19 protein-coding genes are annotated in these 18693 nt (G+C 69.0%); 7 read left to right on the top strand and 12 right to left on the bottom strand.

What is annotated here, in order from left to right:
* The first annotated feature begins 9 nt into the window (after positions 1–9).
* The 3 genes from G4D83_RS27090 to G4D83_RS27080 all read left to right on the top strand — a co-directional run bounded on the left by G4D83_RS27090 (position 10) and on the right by G4D83_RS27080 (position 2952).
* On the top strand, positions 10–576 hold the full coding sequence (locus tag G4D83_RS27090) for an imm11 family protein (RefSeq protein ID WP_163867738.1): 567 nt from the start codon (positions 10–12) through the stop codon (positions 574–576).
* A 111-nt stretch (positions 577–687) separates the two neighbouring features.
* Entirely contained in the window at positions 688–1989 is a 1302-nt protein-coding gene (locus G4D83_RS27085) for a phytoene desaturase family protein (RefSeq protein WP_163867737.1), read from the top strand.
* 3 nt (positions 1990–1992) lie between these two features.
* Positions 1993–2952 carry a sigma-70 family RNA polymerase sigma factor gene (locus G4D83_RS27080; protein ID WP_163867736.1) on the top strand — a complete coding sequence of 320 codons (960 nt, stop codon included), beginning with the start codon at positions 1993–1995 and terminating at the stop codon, positions 2950–2952.
* Between the two features lie 106 nt (positions 2953–3058).
* Here the strand turns inward: G4D83_RS27080 and G4D83_RS27075 are convergent, their stop codons facing one another.
* Entirely contained in the window at positions 3059–3853 is a 795-nt protein-coding gene (locus G4D83_RS27075) for a prolipoprotein diacylglyceryl transferase (RefSeq protein WP_163867735.1), read from the bottom strand.
* Positions 3854–4491: 638 nt separating this feature from the next.
* On the opposite strand from G4D83_RS27075, the gene popC reads away from it, so the two are divergent.
* The 4 genes from popC (at position 4492) to G4D83_RS27055 (ending at position 9766) form a co-directional block, all read left to right on the top strand.
* On the top strand, positions 4492–5919 hold the full coding sequence (gene popC / locus G4D83_RS27070) for a subtilisin-like protease PopC (RefSeq protein ID WP_163867734.1): 1428 nt from the start codon (positions 4492–4494) through the stop codon (positions 5917–5919).
* Positions 5920–5982: 63 nt separating this feature from the next.
* Positions 5983–6396, top strand: a complete 414-nt coding sequence (gene popD, locus G4D83_RS27065; RefSeq protein ID WP_163867733.1) for a PopC secretion inhibitor PopD — start codon at positions 5983–5985, stop codon at positions 6394–6396.
* 282 nt (positions 6397–6678) lie between these two features.
* Positions 6679–7137: an SRPBCC domain-containing protein gene (locus tag G4D83_RS27060; RefSeq protein WP_163867732.1), complete on the top strand. Its 459-nt coding sequence runs from the start codon at positions 6679–6681 to the stop codon at positions 7135–7137.
* 274 nt (positions 7138–7411) lie between these two features.
* Positions 7412–9766, top strand: a complete 2355-nt coding sequence (locus G4D83_RS27055) for a transglycosylase SLT domain-containing protein (RefSeq protein WP_163867731.1) — start codon at positions 7412–7414, stop codon at positions 9764–9766.
* Between the two features lie 42 nt (positions 9767–9808).
* Here the strand turns inward: G4D83_RS27055 and G4D83_RS27050 are convergent, their stop codons facing one another.
* The 11 genes from G4D83_RS27050 to sitA5 form a co-directional block, all read right to left on the bottom strand.
* A complete protein-coding gene (locus tag G4D83_RS27050) occupies positions 9809–10555 on the bottom strand; it encodes an SDR family oxidoreductase (RefSeq protein ID WP_163867730.1) in 747 nt (248 codons plus the stop codon).
* A 213-nt stretch (positions 10556–10768) separates the two neighbouring features.
* Positions 10769–11986, bottom strand: a complete 1218-nt coding sequence (locus G4D83_RS27045) for an aminotransferase-like domain-containing protein (protein ID WP_163867729.1) — start codon at positions 11984–11986, stop codon at positions 10769–10771.
* Positions 11983–12465, bottom strand: a complete 483-nt coding sequence (locus G4D83_RS27040; protein WP_176437567.1) for an Lrp/AsnC family transcriptional regulator — start codon at positions 12463–12465, stop codon at positions 11983–11985. The genes G4D83_RS27045 and G4D83_RS27040 overlap by 4 nt, the downstream gene beginning before the upstream one ends.
* Positions 12466–12763: 298 nt before the next feature.
* Positions 12764–13033, bottom strand: a complete 270-nt coding sequence (locus G4D83_RS27035; RefSeq protein ID WP_163867728.1) for a hypothetical protein — start codon at positions 13031–13033, stop codon at positions 12764–12766.
* A 145-nt stretch (positions 13034–13178) separates the two neighbouring features.
* Positions 13179–13592 (bottom strand): hypothetical protein, encoded by a 414-nt coding sequence (locus G4D83_RS27030; protein ID WP_163867727.1) that lies wholly within the window; start codon positions 13590–13592, stop codon positions 13179–13181.
* A gap of 212 nt (positions 13593–13804) precedes the next feature.
* Positions 13805–14212, bottom strand: coding sequence for a hypothetical protein (locus G4D83_RS27025; RefSeq protein WP_163867726.1), 408 nt, complete (start codon positions 14210–14212; stop codon positions 13805–13807).
* Positions 14213–14292: 80 nt separating this feature from the next.
* Entirely contained in the window at positions 14293–14835 is a 543-nt protein-coding gene (locus tag G4D83_RS27020) for a hypothetical protein (RefSeq protein WP_163867725.1), read from the bottom strand.
* Between the two features lie 28 nt (positions 14836–14863).
* A complete protein-coding gene (locus tag G4D83_RS27015; protein ID WP_163867724.1) occupies positions 14864–15802 on the bottom strand; it encodes a TraB/GumN family protein in 939 nt (312 codons plus the stop codon).
* A gap of 75 nt (positions 15803–15877) precedes the next feature.
* Positions 15878–16288: a hypothetical protein gene (locus G4D83_RS27010; protein WP_163867723.1), complete on the bottom strand. Its 411-nt coding sequence runs from the start codon at positions 16286–16288 to the stop codon at positions 15878–15880.
* Between the two features lie 82 nt (positions 16289–16370).
* Positions 16371–17012: a hypothetical protein gene (locus tag G4D83_RS27005; RefSeq protein WP_163867722.1), complete on the bottom strand. Its 642-nt coding sequence runs from the start codon at positions 17010–17012 to the stop codon at positions 16371–16373.
* A 15-nt stretch (positions 17013–17027) separates the two neighbouring features.
* A complete protein-coding gene (sitA5, locus tag G4D83_RS46425) occupies positions 17028–18494 on the bottom strand; it encodes a SitA5 family polymorphic toxin (RefSeq protein ID WP_176437206.1) in 1467 nt (488 codons plus the stop codon).
* Positions 18495–18693: the final 199 nt, after the last annotated feature.

Here is an 18693-nt window from a genome sequence, read left to right as displayed (position 1 = left end):
GTTCCCTCCATGTCCCGGCGCTTCTTCGAGCTGCATGATGATGTCCAGGCTCCCAGGCGTTGGCATCTGGGAATGCCCGTCGACGCTCGGGGCCGTGCCGTGAAGGAGCCCGAACGCTTCCGGTTGGGCGCGCCCGTTTCAGTGGAAGGGTGCCTGAGACTGCCCATCGAAGTGCCGGGTCGTCCCCTGGACTTCACCGAGGCGGGAGTGCGAATCCCGGTGGTGCACGTCAAGGTCGCGACGGTCTTCACCGAGCTGGCACCCGACGACGTCCAGCTCATCCCAGTGGACATCGACAAGCACGAGGATGCGTATCTCATCCTGGTGGCCACCCGCCTCATCCGCTGCATCGATGAGAAGGCCTCGCGGATTCAGCGCTGGCTGCCCGAGGACGGAGTGCCCGAGAAGGTGGGCCAGTATGCCTCCGTGCGCGGTCTTCGAATCGATGCCTCGCAAGTGGGAGAGGCCCGCGTCTTTCGGCCGGAAGGCTGGCCCGGAGCCCTCATCATCTCCGAGGACCTTCGAGATGCGCTGATGCGTGTTGGAGCGACGGGGCTGTCGCTCACGGACGTGTGAACCCCGGGCCCGGAGGTATTCGCCAGGCCCTCTGTAACCTTTCGCCCCCCATTTTCGTGGAGTCGTCGAGTGCTCGGGATTTTCCCGGGTGTGAGTCGACGGAGGACGGACATGGACGCGAAGACGGTGGCGGTGGTGGGGGGTGGACTGGGTGGGCTCGCGGCGGCGGCCCTGCTGGCGCGTGGCGGCTGCGCGGTGACGCTGTACGAGCGCTCCAAGCACCTCGGTGGACGCGCGCAGACCTCGGACGTGGAGGGCTTCCGCTTCAACCTGGGACCGCACGCCCTGTACCGCGCCGGAGCCGGCATGCGGGTGCTCGGCCGCCTCGGTGTGAAGCCTCGGGGGGGAATCGCAGGCCAGTCAGGTGCCAGCTATGCCCTGCGCGCTGGCCGACTTCACACGCTGCCCCGTGGCCCCGTGTCGCTGATGACCACGGACGTGCTGCCCCTGACTGGCAAGCTGGAGTTGGGCCGACTCCTCGCGAGCCTCCGTCGAATCGACCCCAACACCCTGGCGCACGTGTCCCTGCGCGAGTGGCTGGACCTCCGCATGTCTCGCGAGGACGTGCGTGCCCTCGTCGCCGCGCTGGCTCGCCTGGGCACCTACTGTGGAGACGTGGACACGCTCAGCGCGCAGGCCGTGGTGACGCAAATCCAGCTCGCGCTCCAGGCGAACGTGCTCTACCTCGACGAGGGCTGGGCTTCGCTCGTGTCGTCGGTGGAGTCCGTTGCCCGCGAGGCCGGAGTCACGCTGGAGCTCTCCGCGCGAGTCGACCGCGTCGTCATCCAGTCGGGCCAGGTCCAGGGCCTGCGAATGGGCGACGGCACGGTGCGCGCGGCAGACGCGGTGGTGCTGGCCGGCAGCCCCGGTGACGTGTCCAGCCTCATGCCCGAGGACACGGTTCTCGCGCGCGAGGCCGCCGAGTCGACGCCGGTGAGAGCGGCCACGCTGGAGCTGGGCCTGTCGCGGTTGCCCAGGCCCGAGGCGCTGTTCGCGCTCGGCATCGATGGTCCATGGTACGCCTCGGTGCACTCGGCCTTCGCGAAGCTGGGGCCGGAGGGAGGCGCCATGGTGCACGTATTGAAGTACCTCGCGACGCCCGACTCCGAGGCGACCGAGGCCGAGCTGGAGGCGGTGATGGACGTGCTGCAACCCGGCTGGCGCGCGCACCTCGTGGCCCGACGCTTCCGCCCCTCGCTGGTGGTGAGCCACCGGATTCCCACGGCGAAGTCGGGAGGCCTCGCGGGCCGTCCGTCGCCAGAGGTGCCGCACGTGCGCGGCCTGTACCGCGTGGGGGACTGGGTGGGCGCCGAGGGGCTGCTGGTGGACGCGTCCTTCGCCAGCGCGGAGTCGGTGGAGCACGCGTTGCTGCGACAGCGCCACGAGGAGCCGCGCCTCGCGGTGGGAGCCTGAGCCATGTCGGACGTGTCGCACGGGGCACTGGCGAAGGCGGCGCGGGAGCACGAGCGCTACCTCTGGGGCCTGTGCTACCGCATGACGGGCGTGGCGGCGGACGCGGACGAGCTGGTGCAGGAGACCTTCGCCCGCGCGCTGACCTCGCCTCCCGAGCGTCACGAGGAGCTGCGCCCCTGGCTGACACGCGTGGCGCTGAACCTGTCCCGAGACGCCCTGCGCCGCCGTCGACGCGAGGGCTACATCGGCCCGTGGCTGCCCTCGCCGCTGGAGACCGGTGATGAGGAAGTGCCGCCCGCGGTGGAGGCGAGGCTGCCGGGTGGAGGCTCGACGGAGGGCCGCTACGAGCTCTTGGAGAGCGTCTCCTTCGCCTTCCTGCTGGCGCTGGAGGCCCTGACCCCCAAGCAACGCGCAGTGCTGCTCCTGCGCGACGTGTTCGACTCCACCGTGCACGAAGTCGCCGAGGCCCTGGGCATGACCGAGGCCAACGTGAAGGTGGTGCATCACCGCGCCCGCGCCGCCATGGCCGCCTACGACGGCGCGCGCTGCCTGCCGACGAAGGACCTCCAACAGCGCACTCGCACGGCGCTCGAAGGCTTCCTCGGCGCGCTGCTGTCGGGAGATGTGGCGGCGGCCGAGGCACTGCTTGCCCACGACGTGTTGACGCTGACGGACGGCCGGGGCGAGGTGCGCGCGGCCCAGGTGCCCATGGTGGGCGCGAAGCGCGTGCTGACGTTCCTGACGCGGCTGATGGAGCTGCGTGGGACTCCCCTCGCGGTGGAGCTCCAGTGGCTCAACGGCCTGCCCGCGCTGGCGCTGGTGTATGCGCCCGCGAAGGATCCGCTGCTCGCCACGAACGTGGTGGTGCGCGTGGAGCTGGGAGCGGACGGACGCATCGCCTGCATCCACTCGGTGCTCACACCGCGCAAGCTCTCCGCCGTGCGCATGCCCGTACCCGCCTGAGTCGATCCGACCCAGCGGAGCCGCCAGGGCGCGGCGGAGTCCCGCGGCCCATACCCCAGACAGCAGAAGGCCCTCGCGAATCACCGCGAGGGCCCGGAACCACACCCTACCGCGCCGTGCCCAGCGTCTTCCCAGGTGGTGCTGACGTCGCGCTCGACTCGCGGCGGCGCAACAGCCCCCACACGCCATAGGCCACCAGCGCGAAGCAGCCATACTGCGCGGGCGTCAGGCCGAAGTAGCGCGCGTCCACGTAGTTCATGTCCGTGGCGCGCAGGAAGTCGAAGCTGAACCGGCACGCCGCGTACAGCAGCGAGAGCAGCGGCAGCAGCCGCCCCTTCATCTTCTCCACGTCGCGCAGCGCGTACAGCAGGCCGGAGATGAGGAAGAGGGCGATGGCGTCGTACATGCCCAGGTCATGCCGGGCCCCGTTGGGGAACGCCACCGCGAGGAAGAAGTCGGTGCGCACGCCCGGGTGGTCATGCACCGCGAAGCAGCCCAGCCGCGCCACCGCCCAGCCCGGCGCCACGCCCAGGGCGAACGCGTCCGCGTAGTCGTTGAAGCGCAGCTTCCGGTGCCGGAAGAAGAAGATGGCCGCGATGATGCCGCCCACCAGGCCGCCGAAGGACGACAGCCCGTCCCACACCTTCAGAATCTGGAGCGGCCCCTTGGACAGCTCCTCCGGGTGGTAGAAGAACAGGTGCACCCAGTGGCCCACCAGCACGCCGATGCCCACGCCCCACGGGGCGTAGTCGGCGAGCGGCGTCGGGTCCAACCCTTGGCGCTGCGCCTGGCGACCGAGCAACCGCGCGGCCAGCAGGATGCCCACGGCGACGAAGATGCCGAAGGGCTCGATGGTGAGGGGCCCCAGCTTCAGCGAAGGGGCATGCCAGTAGGGAATCACGTCGATGGCTCCAAAGGACGGACCGCTTGCGCCCACTTAATCCGTCGTGGGCGACGTAGGCGAACAATTGTGGGGACGCGAACTTCCCCCTCCCTCCCCGCCTCCTCCGACGCCCCGGGTCGGCTGGCGGACACCGCTCTTGTGACGCTCCGAGCAGTCTGGGGGGCCTCCTTCATACTTCCCGACGCTCCGGAAAGTCCCGCAAGGACCGATTCAGGGGGGCTCATGCGTCTACAGCATGGAATCCCTGGTTTAATTGTCAGGCCCATCCTGTCCAATCTCACAATGGGTCCGGGGATTCCTGGAGGAGAGAGCGAAGCCATGGAAGGGCGCGCCACAGCCACCGCGGGTCGGGCGCCCGTGAAGGCGACGGACCGGGGTGTACGGCGGCTCGCACGCGAGGACGCGGTGGCGTCCTTGAAGTCCTGGGGAGTCGGGGGCCGGAGGGCTGCCCCATGCCGCGAGGAGGTCTCATGCGCCGGGGAGGAGGACCCGGCTGTTTTCGGCGCCGCTCCCGCGTGCGCCATCCACATCCGCCGCTCTCGCGAGGCTCCGGGCGCGGCGGACGCAGCTTGGGTGCCGGTGGCCCTTGCCTCACGCCGCCAGCGTTGCACGGTCGTTCAAGGAGTAGACAACCCATGAAGTCCTACCTGTTGGTTCCCAAGGAGTCCATCGAAACGCAGGCCCGCGTCGGGCCTCGCGGTACGCAGCAGGGCGAGCGCGTGTTGCCGCGCACCACGGCACTTCGCTTCGCGGTCGCCAACCGCGCACCGGACACCCTGTCGTCGCTGGGCCTGCGCTCGGCCACGCTGCCCGGACCGCGTCCGGCCATCAGCGGCCAGGAAGAGCGCAAGCGCGTGGCGAAGGGGTCCAAAATCAAGCGTCCCACCACGCGCGGCGCCGACTCCACGACGGTGCCGTTGCCGGGCGCGCCCGTGACGGAGCAGACCGGCAGCGAGGCGGGCAGCTTCCGCTTCATGCCGCTCATCGGCGCCACCATGGCCCACTTCTACTCGGAGGACACGGAGCGCGAGGCGCGCGGCGAGCTGTCCAACGACTTCGAGTTCATCCCCGACGTCGTGCCCCTGTCCTTCCCCGGCCCCGTGTCGGCGGGACAGTCCGGTCCGCGCAACCGGGGCATGAGCTCGCTGGCCGAGCGCGAGTGGCCCGAGGAGAGCGGTGTGCCCCTGGCCCACGCCCAGGGAATCCGCGGCGCGGGCGTGCTGCTCGGCGTGCTCGACACCGGCGTGGACGCCGACCACCCCGAGCACGCCGCCAAGGTCATCCAGTTCCGCTACGTGTCGCTGTTCCCCAACTCGCCGCACAATCCGGCGCGCGACATCCGCGGCTTCGACCCGGATGGCCACGGCACGCACGTGTGCGGCATCGCCGCGGGCACGCACCATGGCGTCGCTCCGGAGGTCGACCTCTACGTCGCGTCCGTCATCGAGTCGGAGACCATCCGCACCAGCCTGGGCCGCGTGGCCGCCGGCATGGAGTGGCTGCTGCACCAGTTCAGCAGCCCGCAGAACGTCACCCGTCCCGCCGTCGTCAATCTCTCGCTGGGCTTCCCGCTCAAGCCGCCTCCCGGCATCTCCGAGGCGGACTACAAGCTCAACCAGCGCGCGCTCCAGACGATGATTCGTCGGCTGCTCGACAGCAACGTGCTGCCTGTTGTCGCGGCAGGCAACAGTGGACCCGACTCGGTTGGTTATCCAGCCGCCTTTGACGAGTCCCTGGCCGTCGGTGCAGTCGACTTCGAGCGCAACGTGGCCCATTTCTCGGCCAGCGGTGTCGTGGAGCGCCGCGTCGTGCCCGACATCATGGGTTACGGGGTGAACGTGTATTCCAGCACTGAAAGGCGCTGCAACAACCAGGCGTTCTACGAGCGAATGAGTGGCACGAGCATGGCGGCGCCTTATGTAGCGGGTATCGCGGCGCTCTACCGATGCCGTGCCCCTGACTTGACGGCGCTCGAGGTGCGGGATTTGATTTTGGCCAATGCGGTCAAACTTCCTCGCTCAGGCGGACACCGGACAGGCAAGGGCCTGGCTGTATTCAGGTGACGGCGGGTTGAAGCCGGGGTCGGCGCCAGTCGAGCGCCGGGCCCGGGGGAGGAGGATGAGGCCATGAGCAGAAAGATTGGCGAGCCGGGGGACGGCTTCGCGGCGGGTTCGTCCCGCATCACCTCGGCGGTCCGTCCGTTGCCCGGCCTGGCCGGCGCGCGGACGCAGCCTGAATGGATAGATGTCACAGTCATGCCCCGCGAGGAGCCCAAGGCTGCTCGTGGACGCACTCCTCCCCGTCCTCCGCCCCTGTCTCGGGCGGAGGTCCAACGGGCCGGGCTGGCGGAGAGCGCTCGTTTCCACGAGAGCTTCATGCGCTGGCTCGAGGCACACCACCTCCTGGGCTCCGTGCGTTCGGTGAGCGAGCCGGGCTCGTTGCCCATGCTCCACCTGCGCTGCGCGCCGCGCGTGCTGGACCAGCTGCGGCGTGCTCCGGAGTTCGAGGCGGGCGCCATGATGCCCGTCGACCTCTACTAAGCGGTGGGTGCCCCTCGCCGTGCACCCCTGGTCTGGGCTCCCCTCCAATGACGTGGAGGGCGGCCCTGGTGGTTCGTTCCACCGTGCGCGGCCGTCCCGCGTTTCCAATTCGGGAAACGCACGGGTTCTCCGCTTCTTCCTGACTAGCGTAGAAAGTCGCGATTCGCCTGTCATCCCGCAATCGTCCCGCGGGGCATGTATGCGTCGTGGGTCGGTTGAAAGAGGACAGCCTGGGGCTGGAGCTGACTGCCAGTCACCAGAGGCGCGAGAGGCGGGGCGAAAATGTTTCGACTCAGGACCGAGGCCTTCATCGACGCGCCGCCGGACGCCGTGTGGGCGGTGCTGGGTGATTTCGCCCGCTATCCCACGTGGAACCCGTTGATGGTGGAGGCGCGGGGCCGGGTGGAGCGTGGGGCGCATGTGAAGATGAAGGTCCGCCCGCCGGGGCGCCTGGGGCGCGTGTATGGCTTCACGGCGACGATGTCGCGCGTGGAGCCGCCCAGGGCGCTGGAGTGGACGGGTGGCATCCCTGGACTGATGCATGGACGTCACTACTTCCTGTTGTCCCAGGAGGGCACGGGGACGCGGCTGGTCCACGGCGAGGACTTCAGCGGGGTGGTGACGTGGGTGGCGGGGCGCCAGTTGAAGACGCTCCAGTCCTCCTATGAAGCGCTGAACCGCGCGTTGGCGGAGCGGGTGATGGCGGAGCAGGCGAAGCCCTCCGTGCCCGCGTTCCACTGAGCGCCTGGCGGTCCTCATTCCTCCGAGCGGACTTGAGGTGGGGCGCCGGCGCACGTGGATGATGCGGTGTGACGGGTGGTCTTTCGCGCCACCACCGCGCAGGCGCACCCACGTGTAGCGCGCGGTTCCGTCGTGTTTCGAGCAGTGACGCGCGGACACTTCGCGCGCGTCTATCGCCTGGACGACGCGTGTGCGTTCGGCGTGCCCGGCGCCCGGTCCCAAGTCTGCCCTGCGTGCAAATCCTCAGGGGCCCGAATCGCGGAAGAGGGCATGCATGGATGGACGACGTCGGCTGCGCGTGGGTGCCATGGCGATGTGCGTGGCCTGCGCGGGCCTGGTGGGTGGGGCGGGTTCCGCTCGGGCGCAGTCGCTCGAGGATGACGGGCCGGGTGAGGGGTTGTCGGAGGAGCAGTTGGAGCAGTTGCTCGACACTCCGGCGGAGCAGCCCTCTGGCGCGGAGCTGTCGGTGGTGTCCTTCGGGCCCGAGCAGCTCGCGCCCTACTTCGCGGAAGGCGTCCTCGCCAAGGCCCGTGACGAACTGCGCCGGGGCCGTCATGCCCGCGCGCGTGCGCTGCTCAAGGACGAGGAGTCCACGCTGCCGGTCCGCTTCCTGCGCGCGCAGAGCTCGATGTTCGCCAGGGACTACGCCACCGCCGCGGACGAGTTCGCCGCGCTGGCCGTCGACTACGTCCCGCTGAAGGACCACTGCCTGCTGTGGGCGGCGCAGGCGAACGAGAAGCTGCGTCGGCTGGAGCTGGCGACGTCCCAGTACCGCGAGGTCAGCCCGGGCTCACCGCTCTACGCCGAGGCGCGCTTCAGCCTGTCGCGCGTGCTGCAGCGTCGCAAGGACGTCCCCGGGGCGCTGCAGGCGCTGCAAGAACTCATCGACAGCCGGCAGGCGCGAGGGCCGGACGCGCTGCGGATGAAGGCGCTCCTGGCCATCTGTGATTTGGCGCGGGTCCAGGGCCTCTACAACGTGGAGCACCGCGCGCTCCTGGAGGTGTGGGCCACCAGCCCCCTGTCGCGAGAGGCGCAGCGGGCGCGTCAGCGGTTGCAGGGCCTGCCGTTGCCCACCAAGTGGAAGGTGCGTCGGGGCGAGGCGCTGGTGGAGCTGCACCGCCATGCCTCCGCGATGGACATGTTGTGGGGCGTGATGTCCTCGGTGGACCTGCCCGACGAGCTGTCCTGTCGCGCGCACCTCGCCTACGGACGCGCGCTGCGCAAGGACCGGCAGCACCGCCGCGCCATCCAGCTCCTCACGCCCGTGGCGGAGAAGTGCATGTCCGCCGAGCAGCGGCCCCAGGCGCTCTACGTGCTGGGCTACTCGCAGTCGGTGGTGGACCCCAAGGCCGCCATCAACACCTACGCGACGCTCGCGCGTGACTATCCCGAGCATGGATATGCCGACGACGCGCTCTTCTTCGAGGCATGGCTCCTCCAACGGACGGGACAGCTCGACAGCGCATTGGAGCGCTATGAGGAGACGGCGCGGCGCTACCCGGCGGGCAACTTCGCGTCGGAGGCGCTGTTCCGGGCCTTCTGGCTCCACTCGCGCAAGGACGCTCCCGCCGCGGCGCTGGCCGCGCTGGAGGCCGTGGAGAAGCTGCCCGCGGCGTCTCGCACGGACGAGGCACTGTGGCGCTCCCGCTACTGGCGCGCGCGGGTGCGGGAGCCGATGCCCCTGACGAACGCCACTGCGCTCGATGAATACGAGCTGCTGGCGACCGAGCGCCCCGCGACCTGGTACGGGATGCTGGCGCGCTCGCGGCTGGCGTTGCTGGCTCCGGAGCGGCTGACGCGCCTGACGCCACCTCCTGGAGCCGGTGACGACGCGCCGCCGCCGGACGAGGTGTGGCCCCTTCCGCCTGGGCCGCTGCGCCATGACGCGCGCTTCGCGGCGGGAGTGGAGCTGATTCGACTGGGGCAGCCGGGCGCGGCGGATGAGTTGCTCGCGGTGAACTCGCGAGGGTTGCCGGAGGCGCCGGCGAGACTTCTCTACCAGACGATGCTGCGCACGGGGCGCCAGCGGGCCGCGCGGCAGGTGGCGCGCGAGTCACTGCGCCAGGAAGTGCAGGGGCCCCTGAGCGCGGCGTCGCGTCCCGTGTGGGAGGCGACGTGGCCGCTGGCGTTCCGGAACGTCATCCAGCGTTATGCGCGCGCCTCCAAGGTGGACCCGGACCTGATGCAGGGGCTCATCCGTGAGGAGAGCCGCTTCCGTCCGCAGGCGCGCTCGGCCACGGGGGCGCTGGGGCTCGCGCAGCTCATGCCCGCGACGGCGCGCCAGGTGGCCAGCTCGCTGAAGCTGGGCGAGGTGGGGGAGGCGGCGCTGCTCCAGCCCGCGCAGAACGTCCGGCTGGGCTCGGCCTACCTGGGACAGTTGCTCAACCGCTTTGGCGGGAACATGGCGTACGCGGTGGCCGCCTACAACGCGGGGCCCAGGGCGGTGGACCGCTGGCGTCAGGCGCTGCCTCAGGCGGAGCTGGACGAGTGGGTGGAGCACATCGCCTTCGACGAGACGCGCGAGTACGTGAAGCACGTGCTCGGCAGCTACGGCGCCTACAAGCTGCTCTACAAGGGCGAGCCCGTGCTGCTGCACCAGACGCGCGTGGGCGACGTCAGCCGCAGGTAGGACGCGTCCCCGGATGAAGCGGAGACGCGCCCATGACGCGGCCTAGAAGTTGAGGCCGCCGTCCACGTCGATGGTGCGGCCGTTGAAGTAGTCGCACTCGAGGATGAACTTCACGGCCAGCCAGATGTCCTCGGGCAGGCCGATGCGGCCCACGGGAATCGAGGCCACCAGCGCGTCGCGGGCCTTCTGGTTCATGCCCTGCGTCATCGGCGTCTCAATCATGCCCGGGGCCACCGCGCCCACGCGGATGCCGAACGGGCCGAACTCGCGGGACCACGTCACGGTGTTCGCCGCGAGCGCCGCCTTGGCGGACACGTAGTTGGACTGACCGCGGTTGCCGTGCCGGGCGATGGACGACATGTTGACGACGACGCCGTTGCCCTGGTCCGTCTCCACCATCTTCGCCACCACCTCGCGCACCATCAGCGTGGCGCCCGTGAGGTTGACGCCGATGACCGCGTTCCAATCAGCGGTGGACAGCTTCTTCACCTGCCCCGTGGTCCGGTCCTTCTTCACCAGCAGCGCGTCACGGAGGATGCCCGCGTTGTTGATGAGGCCGTTGAGCCCGCCCATGGCCCCGTGCGCCCAGCTCACGAAGGACGTGATGTCGTCCTCGGACGACACATCCAGCTTGCGGCGGTGGATGCTCGCGGGCAGCGCCGCCAGCTTCTCCTCGTTGACGTCGCCCACGGCCACCTGCGCGCCCGCCTCCACCAGCCGCTGCGCGAAGTGCGCGCCCATGCCCTGGGCACCACCCGTCACCACCACCTTCAGGTCCTTGAGCTGCATGTGTCTGTCTCTCCGGTGTGTTGGGGGCGGCTGGGGAACCTCGGGGCTCCGTACCGCCGTTGAAACCCGCCGCGCAGGGTACGCAACCCGGCCCTCCCTGGCCAGCGTCGAAGAAGTTGAAACCTGAATCGGCATTCAACTCGGGCGGAAATGAAAACGCCGCGTCGGGGAGTCCGACGCGGCGCGGCACGGCCTTGAAGTGTCAGCGCGGGGTTACAGGGCGCCGGAGATGACGGCGCCCAGCCGGCGCATGCCCTCGGCAATCAGGTCGGGCGGCCGGTTGGAGTAGTTGAGGCGGATGAACTCCGAGCGCGGGTTCATGGCGAAGAAGGGGCTGCCCGGTACGAAGGCGACCTTCTGCTCGACGGCCCGGGGCAGCAGGGTGTCGCCGCTGATGCCGGGGGGCAGCCTGGCCCACAGGAACATGCCGCCGTCCGGGTGCGTCCAGCTCATGCCCTCCGGCATGTGGGCCTTGAGCGCGTCCAGCATGGCGTTGGCGCGCTCGCCGTAGACGGGCCGCAGCGAGTCCAGGTGCTTGTAGTAGTCGAAATTCTGGAGCAGCTTCACCACGGCGCGCTGGGCGACGGTGGCGGTGTGCAGGTCCGTGGACTGCTTGGCGATGGTGAGGCTGCGCACGAAGTCGCGCGGGCCCGCCACCCAGCCGATGCGCAGGCCCGGGGCCAGCGTCTTGGAGAAGGTGCCCAGCGACACGACGACGCCCTGGTCGTCGAAGGCGGCCAGCGAAGGCAGGTGCTCGCCCCGGAAGCGCAGCTCGCCGTACGGGTCGTCCTCGAGGATGAGGAAGCGGTGCTGCTGCGCCAGCCGCACCAGGGCCTTGCGGCGCTCCAGCGACAGCGTGGTGCCCTTGGGGTTCTGGAAGTTGGCGACGACGTACAGCATCTTCGGCTTGTGCGTGGCCAGCACGCGCTCCAGGTCGTCGATGCGCATGCCCTCGTCGTCGCTCTCGACGGTGGCGAACTTCGCCTCGTAGCCGCCGAACGTCTGCAGCGCGGCCAGGTAGCTGGGGTTCTCCACGACGACCAGGTCGCCCGGGTCCAGCAGCACCTTGGCCACCAGGTCGATGCCCTGCTGCGAGCCGTTGGTGATGAGAATCTGGTCCGCGTCGCACACGCGGCCGGAGCGGGCCAGGTGCGTGCAGATCCACTCGCGCAGCGGGGCGAAGCCCTCGGTGGTGCTGTACTGGAGCGCGGCGCGGCCCTCCTCGGCCATGACCTTGGCGTGGGCCTCGGCGATGGCCTCCAGCGGGAAGAGCTCCGGCGCGGGCAGGCCTCCGGCGAAGGAGAGGATGTCCGGGCGCTCGGCCACCTTGAGGATTTCGCGCACCGCGGACGTCTTGATGCGCGACATGCGTTGGGCGAGTCGCCAGACCGGTGGCGGGGGAAGCGGTGCGCTCATGGCGTCGGCGCTCATCTTTCACTCTCCTTGGCGAGCTCGGGAGGCACGCGGACATGCGTGTCCTCCTTGATGGAAGACAGGACGATGGTGGTCTGGGTACGGGTGACGCCCGCGATGGTGCGCAGCGTCTCCACGAGGAGCGAGTCGAGCGTCCGCGTGTTCGCCGTCTTGACCTTGACGAGGTACGAGTCCTGCCCGGCGACGCGGTGGCACTCCAGCACGTCCGGCAGGGCGAGGACCTTCTTGGCGAAGCCCTCGAAGTACTTCGGATGCTCGATGCTCACCCCGATGAAGGCGGTGATGTCCTTGCCCAGCTTCGTCGCGTCGACGCGCGCCGCGTAGCCGGTGATGACGCCCCGCTCCTCCAGCTTGCGGATGCGCTCGGCCACCGCCGGCTGGGACAGCCCCACCGCGCGGGAGAGCTCCAACTGCGTCGCGCGGCCGTCGCGCTGCAGCAGGTCTACCAAGCGTATGTCGAGCTCATCCATGGGCATGGGCGGGATGGACCTTATTTTTATAAGTCCTTGAGCGTTTCGACAGCTAAATTAAATTTGGCGTCCAAAATAAGCAAGTGGGGCGGAAGTGCAAGTCCGAACGACGTGGGAGGTCGCTCGGAGGGCGGTTCGCCCGTGGGGGGTCGGGGACTGGTGGGGGCAGGCGGGGGGGGAGGGGGGGGGGGGGCGGGGGCGGGGGGGGACCTCGCGGGTGACGCGGTCTCGACGGGTGGTGGACCCGGAGGCGGGCGTCAGGCGCGGCGGGGCTCCTGCTTGGGGGAGGAGCCCCTGGGGCGCGTCAGCCGTTGTAGCTGCAGAGCCACTTGTTGAAGGGCGTGCGCTGACACTCGCACTCGCCTTCCGCGCCATCGTTCCAGGTGCAGTGGGTGACCGCGCCCGGGCGACAGAACGTGCCGATGAGGGACTCACAGGCCCCGGCCAGTTCGGAGGACACCTGCTCGGTCTGCACGCTGTTCTCGGCGCCCTCCTCGAGCGCCTCGTCGCCGGTCTCGATGCCACCGCACGCCGTCAGACCGAAGGCCAGGGCCACCCTCCAGATTGCTCGCATGACTCCCTCCATGGATTCGCGCGGAATACGCGAGACGCGGAGCTAGCTTGGTTGGAGGGCGCAGGGCTGGGCAGGGGGCGCCGAAGACGCCGCGCGGAGGTGGAGTGACGAGAGGCGCGGTGCTCACGCCTCTCGTCCGCGGGCCTCAGAACAGCTTGGGCTCGTAGTAGGAGATCTTGCTCACGTGCAGGTAGGTGCACTGACCGGACGCGTCCCAATTGAACCAGAGATAGGACTCATCCCCGATGCTTCGAACCCCCTCCACAATCACCGGGTCGGTGGACGAACAGGTGCCGTAGACGCCTGCCGCGGAGTTTGCCACGCAGAGGACCCGGACCGGTCCTCCCGTGGAGGCCGCGTATGAAATGAGGTGGCAGCCAATGTGTTGCGTGGCGTCAGCGCTGTTTCTTGCCCCTGCCAGGGAGCCCTGTGCGTGGCCAGTCCCATCGCTGGCGTTGGTTACGGTGACAGGGGCTGCGCGCTTGTTCCCTGCCCACGCGGTCGTCCCGATGATGATAGCCACTGCCACGCCAGCCCACTTCATGCCACGCTTGTCCATGATGGCTCTCCTTGAGGTGACGGGAGGTCACTCGAAGGCCGAGGATGCTGTTGCCGGGGGGGGAAGGCGAATGGAATACGAGTGAAGTCTGTCTGACGTTCTCCAGGAGTTGTTTGGAGTTGTTCCAGGTGCGGGAAAACGTCGCCAGGAAGTCAATGGAGGCGCGGACGAGAGGCACGGCGCCTGCGCCTCCCGGCCGGGGCCTCGGGGCCTCAGAACAGCTTGGGCTCGTAATAGGAGAACTTGGTCACGAGCAGATAGGTGCACCGGCCGGTCGGGTTCCACTGGAACTCAATGAAGGAGTCATCCCCGATGCTTCGAGCCGTCTCCAGAATCACCGGGTCGGTGGACGAGCAGGTGCCGTAGACGCCCGCCACGGTGTTCGCGGTGCAGAGCACACGGGGAGTTCCTCCTCCCGTCGCGTAGCCATAAACGTTACAGCCGATGTATTGGGTGGTGTCCGGGCTGTTTCGCGCGCCCGCCAGCGAACCCCAAGCAGTGCCACCACTGCCGCCGATGGCGACGGCGACGTTGGAGGCCATCTTGGCCCCCGCCCATGCGGTCGCTCCGATGAGGACCGCCGCCGTCACTCCTGCCCACTTCATGATGTGCTTGTTCATGATGTCTCTCCTTGAAGTGACGGAAGGTCACTCGGAGAGCGAGGATGTTGTTGCCTGGGCGTGAAGGCAAATGGATTGCGTCAGAACGGAGCACCCATCGTCCGCACCTCGAGGGTGTTGGTGTTGAGCGTGACGACGAGCCGCTGGATGACTTCATCTCGCTGGGCGGGCGTCATGGCGCCGAGCTCCTTGCGCAGCGAACTGGCGTCCTCTTCCGTCCAGCGCCGTGCCGCGATGGCTTTGTCGATGACCCTGGTGCCTTCCTGGAAGGCCGCCAGGTTCTGGGGCGTGGGCTCCGGAGCGGGAGGCTTCTTCTGCGCATCCTCGGGCTCGGTGGGAGCCCTGTTGCCCAGCTCCTCGCGCAGCACCTGGGCCAGCTCCGCGCGCAGCCAGGCCGCGTCCACGGTGCTTCCCGTCGGAGGCGCGCTGGCGTGACGCATCTGGAGGGACGGGGCGCGTGTCGCTTCGAGGACGGACTGGAGCAGCGCGCGCTGGCGGGCAAGCTCCTCCAGCACGGGGCCCGTGTCGGCCGAGTTCGGCGCGGTGGCCCGTCCCGCGATGAAGCCCGTGAGGGGGCCCAGGCAGAGCGAGGTGGTCAGCAGCAGCTTCATCCGCGAGGACATGAGAGAACGCCTCCAGGGTGAGTCTTGGCTACTCGAGGGGTGTTTCGCGCGGGAGCTGGCGCACGGCGTGGCCCTTCTTCTGGAGGAGGGCCACGATTCCCTCGGGGCCGACGACGTGGCCCGCGCCCACCACCATCAAATGCACGCGGGGTTCGGTGAGCAGGGCCTCCAGGCGGGTGGCCATCTGCGCGTTGCGCTCGAAGAAGATGCGCTCGTAGACGGGGCGGTAGGTGGTGTCCTTGGCGCCTTCGAGGAGGATGGTGGCCATGCCGTCCGCGTCGCCGGCCTTCCAGGCGGAGGTGATGGCCTCGACGATTTCACCGGGGCCCTGCTCGCGGCGGAGCTGGTCTCGGAGCATGAGGTCCTGGAGGTTGTCGGGGGTGCCGGAGAGCATGCGGAACTGGCTCTCGGCGGACTCCAGCTCCAGCACCTGCATGTGGGCGGCGTGGGCGCGGTCGAGGAAGGCGCGGTCCACGCCGTGGCCCTGCTCGTAGCCGGCGGCCTGGAACTCCAGGTTGTTGAGGACGATGCCGGCGAGCCAGGGGCGCAGGCGCTCGAGTCCCTGCACTTGCACCTTGAGGCGGGTGGCGGCGCGGCTCAGGAGGTCACGGGTGCTGGGGTCCAGGCGTTGGGAGAGGCTCTGGCCTTCGGGGAGGGTGCCAAGCTCGCGTACGAGCTTCTGCATCGCGGTGGGGTCGGTGCGGGTGGTGTCGACCTCGACGGCGAGGACCTGGGCCCTGGAGAAGGCGGACTCCATGGCGGAGGGGAGGGTGAGGGCGCCGGCCTTGCCCATGTGGATGGAGCCGACGAGGTAGGCGGTGCCGCCGCGCGGGTCCTTCACTTCCCACAGGAAGGCGTTGCCGGAGTCGACGGGGACGTACTTCCTCGCGGCGGGCGTGGAGGCGCAGCCGGCGCCGAGCAGCGCGACGAGGAGCAGGGACAGCGGCAGGGACGACGGGCGCTTCATGGTGTGGGCTTCCCCTTGAGTGTCCACGCATCGAACCACTCGGGTGCCCGCCGCGTCGAGGTGCGATGGCGTGGGTCAGTCCCGCTTCAAGATGACGCCGTCGTCACTGATGGCGTAGCTCGCGCCGGGGGCCATGACCTCGGGCTTGAGGCCGCAGCGCTCTGCTTCGTTGGGTGTGAAGTGGACGAACGTCATCCGCTCTCCGCGCACCAGCCAGGCGTCATAGGTGTCGGGGGCGAGAAGGCACCGTGTCATGGCATCGGCGCCCCTGGGTGGGGACGAGCCTGGATGCAGGAAGTCCTCCATGGCGATCTGGAGCGCCTTGAGCTGGTGGCCCTCCACGATGACGGAGGCGTCCTTGGTCCAGGACGGGAACTGGATGCTGTTGGCGACCTCGGGAGGCGCGAGCGGCGCTTGAGGACGTGCGCGGGAGAGCTGGCAGCCCCCGAGCGAGAGCGCGAGCACGCAGAGGGTGAGGGGCTTCATCCAGAGGAGCCTCGAACGAGTAGGAGTGGGTTCCGCCGACATGGACCCTCGGGGTGGAGTGTATCCACGGGGTACTTGTTCTTCAGAACCTCACGCCATCGAGTGTTTGCAGGACGGCGCGGAGCGACTCCTCGGTGGTGCCGCCGTACTTGGCGACAGCGGGCGCTGAAAAGGTCACGGCCGCGGTTTCTGGAGGTGACTTCAGCATGGCTTCCACGGTGATGCGGCTCGTGCCCGGCCAGGGCGCGGCGAGCAACTCCCGCTGCCTGTGAGTAGGGGCCAGGAAGGTGAAGCAGGGCCAGGACGGGAGCTTCAGTGTGTCGACGTCACAATTGACGAAGCGACAGGCGTCGAGTCGTGCTCCAGAGAAGTCGCAGTCCTCGATGCCGCCCAGTGTCCTGGCTGCCTCCTCGATGCCGCCCAGTGTCTTCTCTGCCCCCTCTTCGACGGGCCAGAGGCCGAAGTCGTTCCCGCTCATCGTGCCGGTGAAGCGGCAGCCCTTCAGGAATGCCCTGTACCAGCGGAGGTTCTTGAGCTCCTGCTTGACCTCGATGATGCAGTCGATGAGCCGTGGCCGGATGAGAATCAGGTTCCGGGCCGTGACCCTTATCGTCACGGTGCAGCCGCGAAGGGTCAGGTCCGGACCGAGGAAGGCGATGTCCTCACGACCGAGGACAATCCGCTCATTCTCTATCACCCTGTTCTCGATGTTGAGCTGAGCCATCCGTGCTCTCTTTGGTTAGAAGCCAATCATCCGGAAGAAGAAGCCCGCCATCCGCTGCCCGTGGAGCGCGAGGTTGGCGTCTGTTCCCGAGAGAATCTCGTACCTGTAGCCCGTGGAAGGATCAATCGCGTCGACGCCTCGGTTGCTCCAGCGCAGTTGCTGAAATTGGGCTTTCAACTGGTCCTCCACGTACCGCCCTCGAGCCTGCCGCTCAAGGAGGCGTGCCAGCCAGTGCGCTCCCTTCGCGAGAGCGGCGTCAATGGCGCGTGTTTCCTTGATGCTCAGCTTGTTGGGTCCCCACTGCCCTGCGGCGCGCAGCGCGGCGGCCTGAAGCTGGTCCCCGACCGGGTCGTTCTTGGGAATGGCGTGGGTGGGCTTGCCAGCGGGCACATGCCAGCGCTGCCCGTTGACGACCACCTGCTGATTGCCTCCCTGGTGTTGGACGAGGACGCGCACCGGTGCGCCCGTCGTCGCGGGAGGCACCGTGGCTTGCGTGCCGGGCCTACGCGCCAGGATGGAGAAGGTGCCCTCGGAAGTCGCCGCCACCGACTCCACTTCGGCCAGGGTCGCGAGCCTCGCGCCTCCCTGGGCCTCTGCCTGCACCGCAGCCTGGGTGTAGCCCGGTAACCCGGGCATCTTCTTCGAGAGCTTCCCCGCGCCAACGCCCACCGCCGCCGTGACGAGCATCACCAGCACCCGCGCGGTGTTCTCCCCCATCACCTTGCCGTAGGCCTCCCCGGCATCCTCCAACTCCCCGAAGGTGGTGGCCCGGCCCGCTTCCTCCATCAGCCGTGTCCAGCCCTGCATCAACCCCCAGACGGTGTCGACGCCCAGCCACGCCAGCAGGCCCACCGTCAGCACCGCCCCCACGCCCTTTGAAATCGGCTCGGGCAATGCCCACAGGACGAAGTAGAGCGTGGCGGACCACACCACGAGGGCCAGCACCGCCGCGGGGTCCGCCATGTCCCGGAGCGAGTGCCGCGTCTCCTCCAGCACCGAGCCCATCGCGAGCGCCAGCGCCACCGCATACCGGTCCTCGCTGCCCAGCACGGGCCCGTCCACCAGCAGGCGCAGGCAGTCCCCGCCACCCTGCGTGCGCTGACACCAGCGCAGGTACTCCCGCTTCAGCTCTGCCTCCGCTGCCGTCTCCGGGCGCACCTCCACGGAAGCCAGCCGGTAGACGCGTCCACCGCCCATGGGGCTCACGGGCTCGGAGTCCGGTGCGTGCGCGAGGAGCTGTCGGACAACCTCGGGCGAAACCCGCCCAGGACGGACCTCACGGGCCAGGCGCGTGACGACCCGGGTGAACTCCTCCTTGTCCAGCTCCACGGGCTCGTTGTCGGCGACCCGGAGCGGGACGACCCGCTGCGAATACCACGCGTCCGCCGCCTCCTCGCTGGAGGCCGTACGCGGAACCCGCGCCGCACCCCCACAGGCGGTCAGCAGTGCAAGCAGGAGGGCACCAGCCCGACGGAGCACCATGCGTCTCCCTTCAGCGGCGAGGACCTCCGACGCTACGGGGAACCCGTTTCCACCACGAGGACGTTGCGCGTCGCGCCACCTCGCCAGCACGGATGTTCTTACAGGGCGGCGAGCACCCCACTGACCCCCACGCCATTCGGGGTACGCTCCGCCGAGCGGAGACATGAGGTCTCCAGGTGACGCCCTGCGTCGCTCACAG

Origin of the sequence: Myxococcus eversor (assembly GCF_010894455.1) — a bacterium.
In the GTDB taxonomy this organism is placed as follows: domain Bacteria; phylum Myxococcota; class Myxococcia; order Myxococcales; family Myxococcaceae; genus Myxococcus; species Myxococcus eversor.
Note: the sequence above shows the minus strand (reverse complement) of the source record. Positions and strands in the feature narration are given on the sequence as shown.

Bases quoted from the DNA above. Each gene is read 5' to 3' on its own strand.
- G4D83_RS27090 (WP_163867738.1), top strand. From the start codon at position 10: ATGTCCCGGCGCTTCTTCGAGCTGCATGATGATGTCCAGGCTCCCAGG.
- G4D83_RS27085 (WP_163867737.1), top strand. From the start codon at position 688: ATGGACGCGAAGACGGTGGCGGTGGTGGGGGGTGGACTGGGTGGGCTC.
- G4D83_RS27080 (WP_163867736.1), top strand. From the start codon at position 1,993: ATGTCGGACGTGTCGCACGGGGCACTGGCGAAGGCGGCGCGGGAGCAC.
- popC (WP_163867734.1), top strand. From the start codon at position 4,492: ATGAAGTCCTACCTGTTGGTTCCCAAGGAGTCCATCGAAACGCAGGCC.
- popD (WP_163867733.1), top strand. From the start codon at position 5,983: ATGAGCAGAAAGATTGGCGAGCCGGGGGACGGCTTCGCGGCGGGTTCG.
- G4D83_RS27060 (WP_163867732.1), top strand. From the start codon at position 6,679: ATGTTTCGACTCAGGACCGAGGCCTTCATCGACGCGCCGCCGGACGCC.
- G4D83_RS27055 (WP_163867731.1), top strand. From the start codon at position 7,412: ATGGATGGACGACGTCGGCTGCGCGTGGGTGCCATGGCGATGTGCGTG.
- G4D83_RS27050 (WP_163867730.1), bottom strand. From the start codon at position 10,555: ATGCAGCTCAAGGACCTGAAGGTGGTGGTGACGGGTGGTGCCCAGGGC.
- G4D83_RS27045 (WP_163867729.1), bottom strand. From the start codon at position 11,986: ATGAGCGCCGACGCCATGAGCGCACCGCTTCCCCCGCCACCGGTCTGG.
- G4D83_RS27040 (WP_176437567.1), bottom strand. From the start codon at position 12,465: ATGCCCATGGATGAGCTCGACATACGCTTGGTAGACCTGCTGCAGCGC.
- G4D83_RS27035 (WP_163867728.1), bottom strand. From the start codon at position 13,033: ATGCGAGCAATCTGGAGGGTGGCCCTGGCCTTCGGTCTGACGGCGTGC.
- G4D83_RS27030 (WP_163867727.1), bottom strand. From the start codon at position 13,592: ATGGACAAGCGTGGCATGAAGTGGGCTGGCGTGGCAGTGGCTATCATC.
- G4D83_RS27025 (WP_163867726.1), bottom strand. From the start codon at position 14,212: ATGAACAAGCACATCATGAAGTGGGCAGGAGTGACGGCGGCGGTCCTC.
- G4D83_RS27020 (WP_163867725.1), bottom strand. From the start codon at position 14,835: ATGTCCTCGCGGATGAAGCTGCTGCTGACCACCTCGCTCTGCCTGGGC.
- G4D83_RS27015 (WP_163867724.1), bottom strand. From the start codon at position 15,802: ATGAAGCGCCCGTCGTCCCTGCCGCTGTCCCTGCTCCTCGTCGCGCTG.
- G4D83_RS27010 (WP_163867723.1), bottom strand. From the start codon at position 16,288: ATGAAGCCCCTCACCCTCTGCGTGCTCGCGCTCTCGCTCGGGGGCTGC.
- G4D83_RS27005 (WP_163867722.1), bottom strand. From the start codon at position 17,012: ATGGCTCAGCTCAACATCGAGAACAGGGTGATAGAGAATGAGCGGATT.
- sitA5 (WP_176437206.1), bottom strand. From the start codon at position 18,494: ATGGTGCTCCGTCGGGCTGGTGCCCTCCTGCTTGCACTGCTGACCGCC.